This is a genomic window from Brevundimonas basaltis (assembly GCF_014202075.1).
GTDB classification, from domain to species: Bacteria; Pseudomonadota; Alphaproteobacteria; order Caulobacterales; family Caulobacteraceae; genus Brevundimonas; species Brevundimonas basaltis.
Window position 1 is genome coordinate 236,039 of sequence record NZ_JACHFZ010000002.1, and the last position, 17,590, is coordinate 253,628.

Below are 17,590 nucleotides of genomic sequence, written 5' to 3' on the forward strand. Positions count from 1 at the left end.
CCATGGTGCTGGCCGCTGGCCTCGGCACCCGCATGCGGCCGTTGACCGACGATCGGCCCAAGGCCCTTGTCGAGGTAGGCGGCCGGGCGCTGATCGATCATGTGCTGGACCGGCTGGCCGACGCGGGGGTCGAGCGTGCGGTGGTCAACGTGCACTGGTTCGCCGACCGGCTGGAGCGTCACCTCGCCGCGCGCGGGCGGGGTCCGGCCGTCGTCATCTCCGACGAGCGGGCGGAACTGCTCGAGACCGGCGGCGGTCTGAAGAAGGCCGCGCCTCTGCTGGGTCCCGATCCGGTTTTCGTGGCCAATATAGACAGCGTCTGGACCGACCACGCCTCGCCGGGGAATTCCGCGCTGAATCAACTCGCTCGCCTGTGGAATCCGTCAATCATGGACGCCGCCCTGCTGCTGGCGCGGCGCGAGGGCTCGATTGGCTTCGAGGGCGATGGCGATGTCTTCCTCGATGACGACGGCCGGCTGACCTTCCGCGGCGACGCCCCCTCGGCGCCCTTCGCCTATATGGGCGTTCACATCTGTCGTCCCGATTATGTGACAGACGGCCCGGACGGCCCCTTCTCCCTTGGCGGCCTGTGGCGCCGCTCCGCCGCGGCGGGGCGACTCTACGGCTGCGTCCTCGAGGGCGACTGGATGCACGTCGGCGACCCCCGCGCCCGCGACGAGGCCGAGGCCCGGCTGGCGGCAGGCGGATGACCGCTCGCTTCGACCCGTTCGCCGGTTCGGGGCCCCGCTGGTATGCTATCGAGGCGCGCCGGCCATTCCTTGAGGATCTGGCGGCCGGCGTTCTGGACTGGCTCGGCGAGCTCCCGCCGGAGGCCCTGTCCGACGCGGTCATCCTGTTGCCCAACCGACGCGCCGCCCGCGCCTTCACGGGCGCGCTTACCCGGCTGACCGGCGACCGGCCGGTTCTGCTGCCTCAGGTCCGGCCGCTGGGCGACCTCGAGGAAGACGAACCGCCGTTCGCGCCGGGCGAACTGGGCCTCGACCTGCCGCCGGCCATCGCCCCCCTGACCCGCCGCTTCGAAATGGCCCGGATGATCGTCGAGGAGTTCCGCCCCGGCCTCGGCCCGTTGCGCGCACTGGAGATGGCCGACGCCCTCGGCGGCTTCCTCGATTCCAGCCAGCTGGAAGAGGTCGAGGATCCCGGTCTCGTCGCGACCCTGGTTGAGGACGACCTGGCTGAGCACTGGCAGGAGTCGGCGCGCTTCCTCGGCCTCGCCGTCGAGGCCTGGCCCAGGCGACTGGCGGCCATGGGGCTGGTCGATCCGGCCTGGCGCCGCGCCCGCCTGTTGCGTCTGCTGGCCGAGGCCTGGACCGAACGGCCGCCGACCCGGCCGGTCATCGCCGCCGGTTCGACCGGCACCGTCCCCGCCGCCGCCGATGTGCTGGCGGCCGTCGCCGGCGCCCCGCTGGGCTGCGTCGTCTTGCCGGGTCTGGACCGCGACCTCGATCCGCTGGTCTGGGCCGGTCTCGGCGACAATGAACAGCATCCCCAGAACGCCTTGTGGCGTCTGCTGGATCGGCATGCCGTCGAACGCGAGGCCGTCCGTCCGTGGTTCGACCCGCCCGCCGACCCGGCCCCGACCGCGCGCGGCCGCGCCCGCCAGCGCCTGTTGAACGAGGCCCTGCGCCCGGCCGACGCCACCGACGACTGGCGAAAGGTCATCACCGCCCTGCGCGCCGACGCCTTCCGGGAACGGTCCGCCGACCCCATCGCCGAAGGGCTAGAAGGCTTGTCCGTCGTCACCGTCCGGGCCGAGGAGGACGCCGCAGCGACCCTCGCCCTGATGATACGCGAGACGCTTGAGACCCCCGGCCGAACCTGCGCCCTCGTCACCCCCGACCTCGCGCTTGGCCGCCGCGTGGCCGCCCGGCTGGAACGCTGGGGCGTGGTCGCCGACAACTCCTCCGGCCAGCCGCTCTCGAGAATGGCGGCGGGTCGGCTCGTCGACCTCTGCGCCCGCTTCATCGTCCGACCGCTGGATCCCCACGCCCTGCTCGGCCTGCTCAAGCATCCGCTGGTGCAGCTCGATCTCGACGGCGAGGACCCGGCTATCGCGATCAAGGCGTTGGAGGCTCACGCCCTGCGCGGCCCTCGCCTGCGAGACTGGGCCCGCGCGCGCCGCGCCCTGCTGAAGGTCGGCGAGCCGCGCGAGGACGGCCGCGCGCCGTCGGACCATACCCTGGCCCGGCTGGCCGCCGCTCACCGGCTGCTCGACCGGCTTGAGGTCCTGTCCGAGGCGGCACTCGCGCCCTTCGCGGAAGACGCGCCCCTCGACGCCGCCGCCTGCGCCCTGACCGAACTGATCGAAGCCTTGGCGGGTCAAACCGTGTGGGCCGGGCCGGACGGCGAGGCCGCGGCGTCCCTGCTTGCCGGACTGATCGAGGGCGGCGGGTCGCTGGGCGCCGTCTCCCGCGCCGAGTTCGCCGAATTGGTCAGTGGCCTGCTGGGTGAGGAGACGGTTCGAACCGGCGGAGCCAATCAGCCGCGCCTGCGCATCCTTGGGGCCATCGAGGCGCGGCTGGTGCGCGCCGACCGTATGATCCTGGCCGGGCTGGAGGAGGGCGTCTGGCCCAACGCCGCGCCGACCGACCCCTTTCTGTCGCGACCGATGCGCAAGGCGCTCGGTCTGCCGCCGCCCGAACGCCGCCTGGGCCAGACCGCCCAGGACTTCGTCCAGGCCGCCTGCGCCGACGAGGCCATATTGGTCCATTCCGAACGCCGGGGCGGCCAGCCCGCGGTCAAATCGCGCTGGCTGTGGCGGCTGGAGATGCTGACCCGGGGGGCGCATACGACGGAAACGCCGGTGGAGCTCGAAAGACCGTCGGTTCACCTCGGCCAGGCGCGGGCGCTCGACGCTCCTGTCCGCCGGACGCCGGACTACGCCCCCCGGCCCGAACCCCGGCCGCCCGTCGAACGCCGTCCGCGCGAGCTGCCGGTCACCGGCGTCGAACGCTGGGTGCGCGACCCCTACGCCATCTATGCGCGCTATGTCCTGAACCTGAGACAGTTGGACCGGCCCGGCCAGTCGGCCGAGGCCCTGGCCCGCGGCAATGCGGTGCATAAGGCGATCGAGCGACTGACCCTCACCTGGCCGGCGGCCCTGCCCGACGACTGCGCCGACCAGCTGGAGACCCTGCTGCTGGAGGAGCTTACGCAGCACGGCTTCGAGGACGCGGCCATGGCGCGCGAAGCGCCGTTGGCCCGCAACTGCGCCCGCTGGTTGACCGGCTGGGAGGCGGAGCGGCGCGCCCGGGGTGTCGAAATCCGCGTCGAGGAAAAGGTTCGCATGACGCTGCCGGCTCCCTTCGGCCCGTTCACGCTGACCGCCAAGGCTGACCGCATCGAACTGTCGGCGACCGGGGCTGCCGTGCTCGACTTCAAGACCGGACAGATTCCGTCGCCGAAGCAGGTGAAGACCGGATTCTCACCCCAGTTGACCCTGACCGGCGCCATCCTCGCCGGCGCCGGACTGTCGGATATCGGGCCCGTGCAGCCCGAGGAACTGACCTATGTCCGGGTGGTGGGACGCAAAATTCCCGGCGAGGCCGCCGTCCGCGCCGTCGGTGTGGAGGCTGTCGCCCTGTCCGAAGCCGCGCTGGACGGACTCACCCGGCGCATCGCCCGCTTCGACGATCCCGCCACCCCCTATCCGTCCTGGGTCGGGCCACAGTTCATGGGCTCGTTCGGCGGCAACTACGATCACCTCGCCCGCGTCTGGGAATGGCATGTGGTCGGCGGCGAGGATGGGGGAGAGGCCGAATGAGCGCCCGCATCCTGCCTGATCCCCATCAAATCGCCGCCGCCGATCCGCGCCGCTCGGTCTTCGTCACCGCCAACGCCGGTTCGGGCAAGACCTCGACCCTCGTCGACCGGGTGGCCCGGTTGCTGCTCGAAGAGGTCCAGCCCGGCGAAATTCTCTGCGTCACCTACACCAAGGCCGCCGCCGCCGAGATGCAGGCGCGGCTGTTCGACCGGCTCGGCGCCTGGGCGGTGATGGACGACGCGGAGCTGGCGCAGTCGCTGGCCGATCTTGACAGTCGCGATCCCGCCGCGCTGTCCGGCCCGGACCTGTCCAAGGCCCGCCGCCTGTTCGCCAAGGCGCTGGAGACGCCCGGCGGACTGAAGATTCAGACCATCCACGCCTTCTGCGAAAAGCTGCTGCGACGCTTCCCGATCGAGGCCGATGTCACCCCCGGCTTTACCGTGCTGGAGAATGAGGCCGCCCTCGCCCTGTCGCACGCCGCCCGCGAGGACCTCGCCCGACTGGCCCTGGCCGATCCCGAGGGGCCGGTCGGACGAGCCTACAGCCATTTCGCGGTCGAGCTGGACTGGAACGCCTTCCAGTCGCTGCTGGCCATGATCGAGGCCGATCGGGACAAGCTGACCGACTACACCGCCCGGGTCGCCGACGGCCGCGCGCCCGGCCCCCATGTCCTCGCCGGCGCCGACCCCAAGGAGACGCCGGAGTCGATCGAGACCGGCTTCATGCGCTGGATCAACCGTGCGGAATGGCTGGATACAGCCGCCGCTATGGCGACCGGCTCGGTCAATGATCAGAAATGCGCCGACCGCATGCGAGCCGCGGACTGGACCTTCACCGGCTTGGCCGGGGTCTTCCTGACCGACGGCGAGCCGCGGAAGTCGATGGCCACGGCCAAGGCGCCGCCCGCCGCCGGGTCCCGGCTGACCGATCTGCAACTCAAATACCTCGCGGCCCTCGAGACGCTGCGCAGGGCGCGGGTGGCCCGAGACACCCGTCATGTCCTGCTGCTCGCCGAGGCTCATGCCCGTCTCTACAACGAGGCCAAGGCTGCCAAGGGCGCGCTGGATTTCGGAGACCTCGTCTCCCGGACAGTCGATCTTCTGACCGAGAAGGCCTCGGCCGCCTGGGTGCTTTACAAGCTGGACGGCGGCATTGAGCATGTGCTGGTCGACGAGGCGCAGGACACCGCGCCCCAGCAATGGGACATACTGCGGGCGCTGACCGAGGACTTCTTCGCCGGCAGCAGCGGCCGGCGCTTCACCCCGGTCCCGGCGTCGGGCCGCAGGCTCGACCGCACGGTCTTCGCCGTCGGCGACGAGAAACAGTCGATCTATTCCTTCCAGGGCGCGCGCCCGGAGCGGCTACGGCGGGAAGCCCAGCGCTATGACGCGCTGGTCACCGGTTCGGGCGCGTCCTTCAAGGGCGTCGAACTGGCCACCTCCTTCCGGTCGACGCCGCAGGTTCTGGCCTTTGTCGATGCCGTCTTCGAGGGACCCCAACGGACCGCCGCCCTCGTCGGCGAGGAGATCGCCGCCATCCCGCCGCACGTCGCCCGGCGCGAGGGGCAGGCGGGGTCCGTCGAACTGTGGCCCCTGTTCGAGGACGTCAAACCACCGGAACCCGATGTCTGGGACCCGGTCGACCACGAGCCGGGCACGAGCGGCCGCAAACAGCTGGCGGCGGCGCTGGCGAGCGAGATCCGCCGGCAAGTCGGGGCGGGCGAAGCGGTGTATGACCGCAGGACCGGGGAGCCGCGTCCCTGCGGCTACGGCGACTTCCTGATCCTCGTCAGACGCCGGGACGCGACCTTCGAGGAGATCATCCGCGCCCTGAAGAGCGCAGGGGTCCCGGTGGCCGGCGCGGACCGCCTGAAATTGTCGTCGCATATCGTCTTCGACGACCTGATCGCCGTCGCCCGCTTCGCCCTCTATCCGGACGACGACCTCAGCCTCGCTGAAGTGCTGCGCAGCCCGTTCTGCGATGTCGACGAGGACAGCCTGTTCGATCTCGCGGGGACCGAGAAGCGCAGCCGCCTTTGGCGCGAGCTCGGCGACAGGGCGGAGCAGCGATTGGAGTGGGCTCACGCCCGGGATTTCCTGGCCTTCGCCCTCGAAACGCGGGATCGCGACCCGTTCGCCTTCTTCTCCGGCCTGCTCAACCGGATTGACGGGCAGGGCCTGTCGGGCCGGGGCCGCATCCTGCGACGGCTGGGCCGCGAGGCCGAGGAGGCCATCGACGAGACGCTGAACCAGATCCTGTCCGCCGAGGAACGCGGGGGGGTCGATCTCGAAACCTGCGTGGCCCTGCTTGAGGCTGCGGATGTGGAGGTGAAGCGCGAGCTGGAGGGCCCGCGCGGCGAGGTCCGGGTCATGACCGTGCACGGCGCCAAGGGGCTCGAGGCGCCCGTCGTCATCCTCCCCGACACCACCTCTCGGGCGAAGGCGCAGGGCCCGTCGCTGATGCCGGTGGCGCTGGATGACGGTTCCGAGGCCTGGTTGATGTGTCCCGGCTCATCGAAGGAGGATTGCCCGGTCTCCCGCGCCGCCCGCGACGCCCGGCAAGCCCGCGCCGACGCCGAGACCCTGCGCCTGCTCTACGTCGCCCTGACCCGGACGCGGGATCGGCTGATCCTGCTGGGCCGGGCTTGCGGCAACGGCAAGCTGGGCTACGAACCGGGCAGTTGGTGGGACGTGTTGACCCAGACCTTCGACCGGTTCGGCGCGCGCGCGCCGCAGGTCGGTGGCGGCGTCCGCCGCTTCGGCGCCGAACCTGTCTGCCTGCCACCACAGACGGCTGAAGGTGGCGTCATCGTCGAACGGCCGCCATGGGCAGCATCGCCGCCCGCGTCCGACGCGGCCGCCCGGTTCGCCGCGCCGTCGCAGATTGAGGGGGCGGTCCGCATTCCCGCCCCGTCGCCTCTGGCCGCCGCCGGTTCGGGGACGCCGCTGGGGCGGTTCCGGCGCGGCGACCTGATCCACAGACTCCTCGAGCGGTTGCCCGACATCGATCCCGCCGAGCGGGCCGAGGCGGCCGTTCGCATGCTGTCCCGGGAGCGGGACCTGACCGTGGACCAGCGGTCGGAGATGATCGCCGCCGCCTTCCGGGTGCTGGACGACGCCCGGTTCGCGCCGGTCTTCGGGCCGGGCTCGCGGGCCGAGGTCGCCCTGTCGGGCGGCGCGCCGGAATTTCCGGAAGGCGTCGCTGTCTCGGGCCGCATCGATCGGCTGGTGATCTCGCCCGAGCGGGTGCTGGTGGTCGATTACAAGACCAACCGGCCCGCGCCCGACCGGATCGAGGACGCCGACCCGGCCTATGTGCTGCAACTCGCTGTCTATGCCGCGGTGCTTCGCCGCCTCTACCCGGATCAGCCGGTCGAAGCGGCGCTTGTCTGGACCGACGGGCCGAGGCTGATGCCAGTTCCACAAGCGTTGATGGACACGGCGCTGAAGCTGGCGCGTTGATTTGATCGGCGACGCGCCCCACATCGGTGCCGAACCGCCGGAATCATCCCAGGTTGACCGACAAAATCGCATCCGCGCCAAGGAGAGCCCATGGCCACCGTCAAAGTCACCGACGACAGCTTCGACGCCGACGTCCTGAAATCGTCCACCCCCGTGCTGGTGGATTTCTGGGCCGAATGGTGCGGCCCCTGCAAACAGATCGGCCCCGCGCTCGAACAGATCGCCGACGAACTGTCGGGTCAGATCGTGATCGCTAAGGTCAATATCGATGACAGTCCGATGGTCCCGTCGCGCCTCGGCGTGAAGGGCATCCCGACCCTGATGCTGTTCAAGGACGGCCAGCTGGCCTCGATGAAGGTCGGCGCCATGCCCAAGGGCAAGATCGTCGAATGGCTGGCCGAGGCCGGTATTTCGGCCGCGACCTGAACTAGTCTGGCCAGGTCTCGCGGCTCGCGCCCAGCACCTCGCCCGCGAGGTACAGCGAACCGCAGATGACCACCCGGCCGGCCCCGAGCCGGAGGGCTCGCTCCAGCGCCTCTGCCGCCGAGGCGCTGGCCGTTGCCCCCAGTCCGTGGCCGCGCGCCACCGCCGCCAACGCTTCCGGTTCGGCCGCCGCGCCCTCGAAGGGAACGGTGAAGACCGTCGCGCCTGAGGCCTTCAGCGCCTCGAAAAAACCGCCGGCGTCCTTGTTCGCCAGCATGCCGACGACCAGAGCCGTCGGCCTCGGGGCCCGCGCCTGACGTTCCGCCAATGTTTCGGCCAGGGCCGCCCCCGCATGGGGATTGTGCCCGCCGTCCAGCCACAGTTCGGCGTCGGCCGCGCGCGCCGCCTCGGCGTAGGGACCCGCCGTGAGCCGCTGCATCCGCGCCGGCCAGCGCGTGGCTCCCAAGCCATGGGCGATCGCTTTTTCCGGCAGGTCCAGTTCGAGGGCCACGGCGACCGCCAGCCCGGCGTTGGCGATCTGATGCGGCCCGGCCAGCGCCGGAGCGGGCAGATCAAGGAATCGGTTCTGGTCCTGAAAGGCCAGGCCGCCGCGCTCGGCCCAGGCGTCGAAATCCACTCCCATCACCGTCAGAGGGGCGCGCACGGCCTGGGCGGCCGCCTCAATGGCCTGCATGGCCTCTTCGGCCTGGCGAGCGATCAACCCGCGCGCGCCCGGCTTCAGGATCCCCGCCTTCTCGACCGCGACGCCTCGCAAGGTGGTCCCGAGGAATTCGGCGTGGTCCATATCGACCGGCGCGATGACGCTGAGCAACGGTCGCTCGATCACATTGGTGGCGTCCAGAAGGCCGCCGAGACCGACTTCGACAACCGCCAGATCGGCCGCAGCCTCGCTCATCGCGACGAAGGCGGCCGCCGTGGTGCTCTCGAACACGGTCGCCTCGCTTCCGCTGGCGTCGATGGCGGTTTCGACCCGGTCGAGGATCGCGTTCAGCGCGGCGTCGCCGATCAGTGTCCCGGCCAGCCGGATGCGCTCGTTGAAGCGCACCAGATGCGGCGAGGTGTAGACGTGCACGCGCAGCCCCGCCGCCTCGGCGATGGCGCGGATGAAGGCGACGGTGGAGCCCTTGCCGTTGGTGCCCGCGACATGGATGACCGGCGGCAGCCGGTGTTGGGGATCGCCCAGGGCCGCGCAAAGAACCCGCATCCGCTCCAGAGACAGGTCGATGCGCTGCGGGTGGCGGGCGCGCAGCCGTTCGGAGATCGGGTCCAAGGACCTAGGCCGCCCGGCGCTTCCCGCCCATGAGCATCGACAGGATTCGGCCCAGCACGGACGGGAGTTCGGCCCGCGTCACGACGCGGTCGACCATGCCCTTCTCCTGCAGATATTCGGCGCGCTGGAAGCCCGGCGGCAGCTTCTCGCGGATGGTGGCCTCGATGACGCGCGGACCGGCGAAGCCGATCAGGGCGCCCGGCTCAGCCAGATGGACGTCGCCGAGCATGGCGTAGCTGGCGGTGACGCCGCCGGTGGTCGGATCGGTCAGCACCACCGCGAACGGCAGCTGGGCCGCCTTCAGTTCCTGGATGGCGAGGGTGGTTCGGGCCATCTGCATCAGGCTGAGCGCCCCCTCCTGCATCCGCGCGCCGCCGGCGGCGGTGAAGCACACCAGCGGAACCCCCCGCTCGATCGCGGCCCGGGCCGCGGCGATGAAGGCCTCGCCCGCCGCCATGCCCAGCGAACCGCCCATGAAGGTGAAGTCCTGAACGATGACCACCGCCGGCGTGCCGTCCAGTTCGCCGAAGCCAATGGCCATGGTGTCCTTGCGCCCGGCCGCCTTGCGGGCGGCGGCCAACCGGTCCCGGTAGGGCTTGCCGTCCGAGAATTTCAGCGGGTCCTCGGGCACGTCGGGCGTGTCGATGCCTTCATACCGGCCGTCATCGAAAGTGAAGCGCAGCCGTGTCGGCGCATCGATGCGCATGTGTCGGCCCGACGGCGTGACCCACAGCGACCCCTCAAGGTCCGAGCGGTAGAGCATCTCGCCGGTGTCGGGATCCTTGACCCACAGATTGTCGGGCGTGTCACGCCGGCTGACGATCTTGCGAACGCCAGGGGCGAAGCGGCTCAGCCATCCGCCGCGTTTTTCCTGCTGGGGCTTGTTCTTGTCGACCATGGCGCGGCCTTTAGACGGTTTCCATGACGCGCGCACCCCGCACGGCGTCGGCGAGCGACTTCACCTTCGCCAGAACGCGCTCCGCTGCCGGTTCGTTCGCCGCCAGCGCCGCCGCCACCTCGTCAACCAGCACCGAGCCGGCGACCACCGCGTCGGCGATCCGGGCGATCTCCGCGGCCCGCTCCGGCGTCTTGACGCCGAAACCGACAGCGACCGGCAGGCCTGAGGCCCGGCGCACCCGCTCGACCGCCGGAGCCACCGAGCCGGCCTGCGCCTCCTTGACACCGGTCACGCCCGCCACCGAGACGTAGTAGACGAAGCCCGAGGTCCGTTCGGCGATGATTTTCAGCCGGGCGTCGTCCGAGGTCGGCGTGGCCAGACGGATCAGCGACACCTGCGCCGCATCCAGCGCATCTGACAGCGGCCCGGCCTCCTCGGGCGGACAGTCCACCACGATCACACCGTCGACGCCCGCGGCCGCCGCATCGCGCGCGAAGGCCTCGTAGCCGTGGGTCTCGATCGGGTTGAGATAGCCCATCAGGATCAGGGGCGTATCGGCGTCGTCTTCGCGGAAGGCCCGCGCCAAGGCCAGCGTCCCCTTGAGCGTCAGCCCCGCCTTCAGCCCGCGCAGCGCGGCGCGCTGGATCGGCGGCCCCTCGGCCATCGGGTCGGAGAAAGGAAAGCCCAGCTCGATGATGTCAGCCCCGGCCGAGGGGAGGCCGCGCAGGATCTCCAGCGCCTGCTCTCCGGTCGGATCGCCGGCCATGACATAGGCGACGAAGCCGGCCCGGCCCTCGGCTTTCAGCGCCGCGAACCGGGCGTCGATACGGGCGGTGGTCATTGGGGGCCGGCAGGCGCGGGCGAGCCCGCGCAGATATCGCCCGGAATGGTGGCGAAGGCGAAATAGCCCGGGGAGCCCGGGGCAGTCGGCCGGTTCGGATCGGCGAAGGCCAGCAGCTGGAATGCCGCGCAGCCGCCGCCTTCCTTGCGGCGGACGTAGACCGTCAGATTGGCTTCGCCCGAGGCCGCCAGCCAGCCCTGCGCCGCAAAGGCGGCGTCGTACTGATCGGCGACGCCCTGCATAGCGGCCTGCGTCGTCGCCACGCAGAAGGCCTGGGCCGCCAGAGCGGCGTTGCCGCCGCAGGTGGCGTCGCCCGCCGTGCCCGGCAGTTCGGGAATGATCAGGTCCAGCGGAGCCGCCGGAGCCGACTGAAGGCCAAGCACCGCCGTGGCGGCCAGTATCGTCATGCTCATTGTCTTACAGTTCCACGCCCAGATGCTTCGCCACCGCGAAGATGTCCTTGTCGCCCCGCCCGCACATATTGAGCACGACATCGCCGCCCTTGCCCACCTCCTTCGCCACCTCCCCGATGCGGGCGAGGGCGTGACTGGGCTCCAGCGCGGGGATGATGCCTTCCAGCTTCGAGCACAGCTGGAACGCTTCCAGCGCCTCGGCGTCGGTGGCGGCTCGGTATTCGGCGCGGCCCATATCCTTCAACCAGGCGTGCTCGGGTCCGATCCCGGGATAGTCCAGCCCGGCGGAGATCGAATGACCTTCGAGAATCTGCCCGTCGTCGTCCTGCAGCAGATAGGTGCGGTTTCCGTGCAGAACCCCGGGGCGCCCGCCCTGCAGCGAGGCCGCATGGTCCGGGCCGTCCAGACCGCGTCCGGCCGCCTCCACCCCGATCAGACGGACGCCGGCGTCCTCGATGAAGGGGTGGAACAGGCCGATGGCGTTCGACCCGCCGCCGATGGCCGCCACCACCGCGTCGGGCAGCTTCTCCCGGCGCGCCAGCATCGACGCGCGAGTCTCGCGTCCGATCACGCTCTGGAAGTCGCGCACCATGGCCGGATAGGGGTGCGGCCCCGCGGCGGTGCCGATCAGATAATAGGTGTCCTCGACGTTCGTCACCCAGTCGCGCATCGCCTCGTTCATGGCGTCCTTGAGCGTGCCGCGCCCCGAGGTCACCGGCACCACCTCGGCGCCCAGCAGCTTCATGCGGAAGACGTTGGGCGACTGCCGCTCGACGTCCGTGGCGCCCATGTAGACGACGCATTGCAGGCCGAAGCGGGCGCAGACCGTCGCCGTGGCCACGCCGTGCTGGCCGGCGCCGGTCTCGGCGATGATGCGGGTCTTGCCCATCCGCATCGCCAGCAGGATCTGGCCCATGCAGTTGTTGATCTTGTGCGCGCCGGTGTGATTCAGCTCGTCGCGCTTGAACCAGATGTTCGCGGCCTCGTGATGCTGCGTCAGCCGCTCGGCCAGGTACAGCGGGCTGGGCCGACCGACGTAATCGGTCAGGAAGCCGTCGAGCTCGGCCTGGAACGCCGGATCCGCCTTGGCCGCCTCATAGGCCGCGTCGAGCTCGTGGATCAGCGGCATCAGGGTCTCGGCCACGAACCGCCCGCCATAGGGGCCGAAGCGGCCTTCGGCGTCGGGCATGGCATAGCGGTTGGGCAGGATGGCGTTCACAGGGGCAAACTCGCGCGGGGGAGCGGCGGAAATCAGGCCGACCGCGCCGTATCGAGGAACGCCGCGATCAGGGCAGGGTCCTTAACACCCGGCGCGCTTTCGACGCCAGAGGACACGTCGACCATGGGCGCGCCGGAGATATGGATCGCCTGCGCCACATTGTCCGGGGTCAGGCCGCCGGCCACGAACCAGGGATGGCGGAAGGCCCGGCCGGCCAGAAGGGTCCAGTCGAAGCGCGCGCCGACCCCGCCGGGCAGGGCGGCGCCCTCGGGCGGTTTCGCGTCGAACATCAGGTGGTCGACGAACGGCTCCCAGTCATTGGTCCCGGCGAAATCCTCATGGGCGCGGATCGGCAGGACCTTGATGATCCCGGCCCCAGTCAGGGTCCGCACCTGTTCGGCCCGGGCCGGGGTCTCATGGCCGTGCAGCTGGATCAGGTCGGGCTTGAGGATCAGGGCGATCTCGGTCAGGCGGGCGTCGTCGGCGTCGACGGTCACGGCGACGATCTTCGCCCGGCCCCGCGCGCGCTCGAACAGGGTCGCGGCGTGGAGCGGTTCGATGTGGCGGGGGCTGCGGGGGAAGACCACCGCCCCGACGAAGGCCGCGCCGCCGGCGAGGGCGGCGTCGAGCGCTTCGGGCGTCGTCAGGCCGCAGATCTTGGCGTGGGCGGTCATGCGGCGAAGATGGCGTCGATTTGCGCTGCGTCCAGCAGCCGCCAGTCGCCGGGGGCCAGATCGTCGGGCAGGGCCAGGCCGCCGACGCGTTCGCGGTGCAGGGTCTCGACGTGGTTGCCGACAGCGGCGAACATGCGGCGAACCATGTGGTAGCGGCCTTCGGTCACGGTCAGGCGGGCCTCGGTCGGCGACACGACCTCCAGCACCGCGGGAGCGAGCGGCTTGTCCTCGCCTTCCAGCACCAGCCCGCCGGCGGCGAACAGCTCGGCCTCGGTTCCGGCCAGCGGGCGGGCCAGACCGGCGCGATAGACCTTGGCGACATGGCGTTTGGGGCTGATGACCCGGTGCAGCAGGGCTCCGTCGTCGGTCAGCAGCAGCAGGCCGGTGGTGGCCTTGTCGAGCCGGCCGATGGTCGAGATGGCCGGATCGCGGCGGCGCCAGCGGTCGGGCAGGACGTCGTAGACGAGCGCCCCGTCCTCCTTGTGCGAACAGGTCATGCCCAGCGGCTTGTTGAGCATCATTACGAGGCCGGGCGGGGGGTCGAGCGGCTCGCCGTCGATCTCCATGCGGGAGGAGAGGTCGGGCGTCACCGCGATCCGCTTCGACACGTCGGTCAGGTCGACGCCGTCGAGGACGACGCCGCCGGCCTTGACCAATCGGGCCATCTCGCTGCGGGAACCGTAGCCCATCGAGCCGAGCAGCTTGTCGACGCGGCTCGTCGGCGTCTTCATTTGACCGCCTCTATGACCTTGTAGCCGCCTTGGTCGGCGATCGGCTGAAAGCGCTTGAAGGCGGCGGCGATGTCAGCTTCGTAGGGCAGGTGGCGGTTGGCGACGAGCCAGAGGACGCCGCCCTTGCCCAGCATGGCGGCGGCCTGGCGGATGAAGGCCTGACCGAGACGGCGGTCCTCGGCGCCGCCGTCGTGAAAGGGCGGGTTCATGACCACGAAGTCGAGGTCGGCGGTGGCCTCGACGGTGCGGGCGTCGGCCCAGTCGAAGCTGGCGCGGGGGTCGTCGACGTTCTTGCGGGCCGCCTCGACGGCGCGGCGGTCGAGGTCGATCAGGCGCAGGGCGGTGACGGCGGGGGAACGCAGAACGACCGTGGCCAGGGCCCCGTAACCGCAGCCGAGATCGGCGCCGGCGCCCTTCAGCGGCGGCAGGGCCTGGGCCAGCAGGAGGGTGCCGGCGTCGATCCGGTCCCAGGCGAAGACGCCGGGCTGCGACCAGGCGTCGAGCCCGGGCACCAGCCGCGGCGCGCCGGCCTCGATGGCCGCGTCCAGACCGGCGACCGTCTGCGGGCGGATCACCACGCAGCGGCGGTGGTGGGCCTTGGCGGTTTCGCCGATCTCGACGCCGAAGGCCTCGAGCTCCTTCTTCAACCGGGAGCCGCCCTTGTCCTTGGGAGCCATGACGTCGAGGCGGCCGCCGGGCTTCAGGGCCCGCAGCGCCAGCGCCAGCGTATGACGGCGCTCCAGCACGCCGGGCGGGGCGTAGATCATGATGGCGTCGGCCGAGCCTTCGGGCACGGATTCGAGCGCCGTGGAGCCGGGGATCAGGGGCGAGGTCTGGATCGCGTCGCCGGGCGGGTCGAAGACGGCGGGCGGGCGGCCATGGAGGAGGGTCGTCATGGCGCGGTGCATAGACCGATCAGGCGGCCGGCGCGACCGCCACGTCGTGGAGCAGGGCCCCGAAGCGGCGCAGGGCCTCGTCGCTGAGCCGTTCGTCGTAGCGCATCGGCGGGGCGGTCATCGGCTCGTCGAAGCTATGGCTGCCGTCGGCGATCCAGGTTTCCAGCTCGGTCCCGCAGTCGCGGATCATGGCGTGGACCCGTTCGGCGTTGCGCACCGAGGTCAGGTGGTCCGAGCGGGCGATCACCGCCAGGGTCTTCGGGCAGTGTCGCCACGGGCGCATGCGGTTGAAAGCGGCGACCCCGACATAGGGGTAGGCGAGATAGGTCGCGATGACGCCGTCGAGGCTGACGTTCCCGGGGTCGGCGAGGCCGAGGGCCGAACGCGAGCGGTCGGCGCTCATCGCCTCCATGATGCCCCAGCCGCCGTGGCTCCAGCCGGCCAGAGCGATTTTCGAGGCGTCGACGTCGGGGCGTTGGGAAATGCCGTGGAGGGCCGCGAGGATGTCGCCGGCCCGGTCGTCGCCACGCAGCAGCAGGCCCGTGCAGACGGTGGCCATGGCGAACTGGCGGCTCCAGCCGCGCGGGCCGTAGGAATCGACGATGAAGGCGCGCCAGCCCGCCTGTTTGGCCACCTCGGCGTATTTCGGCAGATGGCCGCGCAGTCCGCCGCAGCCGTGGAACAGCAGCACCGCCGGACGCGGCCGGTCGTCATCGGGCCCGGTCATGGTGGTGTGGGGCTCGAGCCGGGCCCAGCGCTGGGAGAGGGTGTCCATAAGCGCCACCATAACGAAGCGCGGGGCCGGAGGAAGCGGGGATCGGGCGGCGGCGATCTTACCCGGGCGCCATACAAAAATTCGGGGTGGCGGAGTCGGCAGAGTCGGCAAGGTGTCGTGAAAAATTCGCTGTGGCGGAGTCGGCAGAGTCGACATCGACCCGGGTGGACCGTGAAACGGACGCCGGCCTGGGCGGCGGGCGCGGGGACTGCGATGTCAAAGACCGGCGGGCATTATGGGGCCGCCGCTTCCTCAGGCGGGTTCGTGACGCTGGAAAATTTTCAAGGCGTTGGAATCGCGGGGGTTTGGCCGTGAAAGTGTGATGGTTGGCGGAGAATAGTCAGCACTATCGTCTCCTCCCTGTCGCGTAGCGATGGGGAGGGGGACCGCGAAGCGGTGGAGGGGCGAAGCAGCACGGGCCGGTGGATGGGGTTTCGCCCCTCCACCCCTTCGGGGTCCCCCTCCCCACTGCGTGGGTAGGAGACGCCGCGCCCCCCTTCGCCTAATGCCGGAACACCCGCACGCCGGTGAAGGCCATGGCCACGCCCTGTTCGTCGGCGGCGGCGATGACCTCCTCGTCGCGGATGGAGCCGCCCGGCTGGATCACCGCGGTGGCGCCGGCGGCGACCGCTTCGAGCAGGCCGTCGGCGAAGGGGAAGAAGGCTTCGGAGGCGCAGGCGGAGCCCTGGGCCAGCGAATGGGCCAGACCCTTGGCCTCGCCGGCCTCGCGGGCGCGGATGGCGGCGATGCGGGCCGAGTCGCGGCGGTTCATCTGGCCGGCGCCGATGCCGGCGGTCTGGCCGTCCTTCGCATAGACGATGGCGTTGGACTTGACGTGTTTGGCCACGGTGAAGGCGAACAGCATGTCCTCGATCTCCTGCGGCGTCGGGGCGCGGCGGGTGACGATCTTCAGGTCCGAGGCGGCGATGCGCGACCGGTCACGGCCCTGCACGAGGAAGCCGCCGGCCACCGAGCGGAACACCTCGCCGGCCGCCAGCGGATCGGGCAGGCCCTCGGTCAGCAGCAGGCGCAGGTTCTTCTTGGCCGCGAAGATGTTCTGCGCCTCTTCATCCGCGCCGGGGGCGATGACGACCTCGGTGAAGATGTCGGTGATCAGTTTGGCGTCGGCGCCGGTCAGGGTGCGGTTGACGGCGATGACGCCGCCGAAGGCCGAGACGGCGTCGCATTCCAGCGCCCGGGCGTAGGCCTCGGTCAGGTCGCTTCCGACCGCCACGCCGCAGGGGTTGGCGTGTTTGACGATGACGCAGGCCGGGGCCTCGAACTCGGCGACCAGTTCGTAAGCGGCGTCGGCGTCGGCGATGTTGTTGTAGCCCAGCGCCTTGCCCTGCAGCTGGCGGGCGTTGGCCACGCCCGGGCGCGGCTCCCCAGTGCGGTAGAAGGCGCCGGTCTGGTGCGGGTTTTCGCCGTAGCGCAGGGTCTGGGCCAGCGCGCCGGCGATCGACTTGCGGGCCGGGGCGGCGTCGCCGACCTGACCGGCGAACCAGCCGGAGACGGCGGCGTCATAGGCGGCGGTGCGGGCGAAGGCGCGGGCGGCGAGGCGTTTGCGCAGTTCGAGGCTGGTGGCGCCCTCGGCCTTGAGCGCCTCGAGCACCTGATCGACCGCGTCCTTGTCGACGCAGACGGCGACGTAGCCGTGGTTCTTGGAGGCCGAGCGGATCATGGCCGGGCCGCCGATGTCGATGTTCTCGACCGCCGCCTCGAAGCCGCCGCCAGACGCCACGGTGGCCTCGAACGGATAGAGGTCGATCCAGGCGATATCGATGCCGCCGATGTTGTGCTCGCTCATCGCCTGGGCGTGGGAGGGTTCGTCGCGCACACCGAGCAGGCCGCCGTGGACCACCGGGTGCAGGGTCTTGACCCGGCCGTCCATCATCTCGGGGAAGCCGGTCAGGTCGGCGACGTCCTTCACCGGCAGGCCGAAGCCGGCGATGGCGGCGCGGGTGCCGCCGGTCGAGACCAGTTCGACGCCGAGGTCGTGCAGGGTGCGGGCCGCATCTTCCAGCCCGGTCTTGTCGCTCAGCGAGATCAGCGCGCGCTTCGGCGCCACGCGGTCGGGCGCGGGGGGAAAGTCGGGAGCGGCGGGCATGGCGGCGTCCGTGGTCTGGAGGTGGGGAGGCGGGGCGGCTCTAGCATTGTCCGGGGCGAGGGAGAACCGGGAGTCCT

14 protein-coding genes are annotated in these 17,590 nt (G+C 70.9%); 4 read left to right on the top strand and 10 right to left on the bottom strand.

All coding sequences use genetic code 11. From position 1 onward, the window contains the following. The first annotated feature begins 2 nt into the window (after nt 1-2). The 4 genes from murU (at nt 3) to trxA (ending at nt 7,671) form a co-directional block, all read left to right on the top strand. Nucleotides 3-710, top strand: coding sequence for an N-acetylmuramate alpha-1-phosphate uridylyltransferase MurU (murU, locus tag HNQ67_RS05640; RefSeq protein ID WP_183253995.1), 708 nt, complete (start codon nt 3-5; stop codon nt 708-710). Next, nucleotides 707-3,784 carry a double-strand break repair protein AddB gene (gene addB / locus HNQ67_RS05645; protein WP_183253251.1) on the top strand — a complete coding sequence of 1,026 codons (3,078 nt, stop codon included), beginning with the start codon at nt 707-709 and terminating at the stop codon, nt 3,782-3,784. The genes murU and addB overlap by 4 nt, the downstream gene beginning before the upstream one ends. Further along, nucleotides 3,781-7,245: a double-strand break repair helicase AddA gene (gene addA, locus HNQ67_RS05650; protein WP_183253254.1), complete on the top strand. Its 3,465-nt coding sequence runs from the start codon at nt 3,781-3,783 to the stop codon at nt 7,243-7,245. Before addB ends, addA begins: the two co-directional genes overlap by 4 nt. Nucleotides 7,246-7,335: 90 nt before the next feature. Continuing rightward, the gene (trxA, locus tag HNQ67_RS05655) at nt 7,336-7,671 is read left to right on the top strand and encodes a thioredoxin (RefSeq protein WP_183253256.1); all 336 of its coding nucleotides are present in this window, start codon (nt 7,336-7,338) and stop codon (nt 7,669-7,671) included. 1 nt (nt 7,672) lies between these two features. Here trxA and HNQ67_RS05660 read toward each other — a convergent pair whose 3' ends face one another. From HNQ67_RS05660 to purH, 10 genes are all read right to left on the bottom strand, one after another. Beyond that, complete coding sequence (locus tag HNQ67_RS05660) at nt 7,673-8,959, bottom strand: bifunctional folylpolyglutamate synthase/dihydrofolate synthase (RefSeq protein WP_183253258.1); 1,287 nt, start codon at nt 8,957-8,959, stop codon at nt 7,673-7,675. A 4-nt stretch (nt 8,960-8,963) separates the two neighbouring features. Beyond that, on the bottom strand, nt 8,964-9,857 hold the full coding sequence (locus HNQ67_RS05665; protein WP_183253259.1) for an acetyl-CoA carboxylase carboxyltransferase subunit beta: 894 nt from the start codon (nt 9,855-9,857) through the stop codon (nt 8,964-8,966). 10 nt (nt 9,858-9,867) lie between these two features. After that, nucleotides 9,868-10,698: a tryptophan synthase subunit alpha gene (gene trpA / locus HNQ67_RS05670; protein ID WP_183253261.1), complete on the bottom strand. Its 831-nt coding sequence runs from the start codon at nt 10,696-10,698 to the stop codon at nt 9,868-9,870. Then, nucleotides 10,695-11,105 (bottom strand): hypothetical protein, encoded by a 411-nt coding sequence (locus HNQ67_RS05675; protein WP_183253263.1) that lies wholly within the window; start codon nt 11,103-11,105, stop codon nt 10,695-10,697. Before HNQ67_RS05675 ends, trpA begins: the two co-directional genes overlap by 4 nt. Nucleotides 11,106-11,115: 10 nt before the next feature. Next, the gene (gene trpB, locus HNQ67_RS05680) at nt 11,116-12,300 is read right to left on the bottom strand and encodes a tryptophan synthase subunit beta (RefSeq protein ID WP_221247787.1); all 1,185 of its coding nucleotides are present in this window, start codon (nt 12,298-12,300) and stop codon (nt 11,116-11,118) included. Between the two features lie 62 nt (nt 12,301-12,362). Next, nucleotides 12,363-13,004 (bottom strand): phosphoribosylanthranilate isomerase, encoded by a 642-nt coding sequence (locus HNQ67_RS05685; RefSeq protein ID WP_183253267.1) that lies wholly within the window; start codon nt 13,002-13,004, stop codon nt 12,363-12,365. Then, nucleotides 13,001-13,735 (bottom strand): 16S rRNA pseudouridine(516) synthase, encoded by a 735-nt coding sequence (locus HNQ67_RS05690; RefSeq protein ID WP_183253269.1) that lies wholly within the window; start codon nt 13,733-13,735, stop codon nt 13,001-13,003. The genes HNQ67_RS05685 and HNQ67_RS05690 overlap by 4 nt, the downstream gene beginning before the upstream one ends. Continuing rightward, a complete protein-coding gene (locus HNQ67_RS05695) occupies nt 13,732-14,631 on the bottom strand; it encodes a class I SAM-dependent methyltransferase (RefSeq protein WP_183253271.1) in 900 nt (299 codons plus the stop codon). The genes HNQ67_RS05690 and HNQ67_RS05695 overlap by 4 nt, the downstream gene beginning before the upstream one ends. 19 nt (nt 14,632-14,650) lie before the next feature. Continuing rightward, the gene (locus HNQ67_RS05700) at nt 14,651-15,406 is read right to left on the bottom strand and encodes a dienelactone hydrolase family protein (RefSeq protein ID WP_183253272.1); all 756 of its coding nucleotides are present in this window, start codon (nt 15,404-15,406) and stop codon (nt 14,651-14,653) included. Between the two features lie 502 nt (nt 15,407-15,908). Further along, nucleotides 15,909-17,513: a bifunctional phosphoribosylaminoimidazolecarboxamide formyltransferase/IMP cyclohydrolase gene (purH, locus tag HNQ67_RS05705; protein ID WP_183253274.1), complete on the bottom strand. Its 1,605-nt coding sequence runs from the start codon at nt 17,511-17,513 to the stop codon at nt 15,909-15,911. Nucleotides 17,514-17,590: the final 77 nt, after the last annotated feature.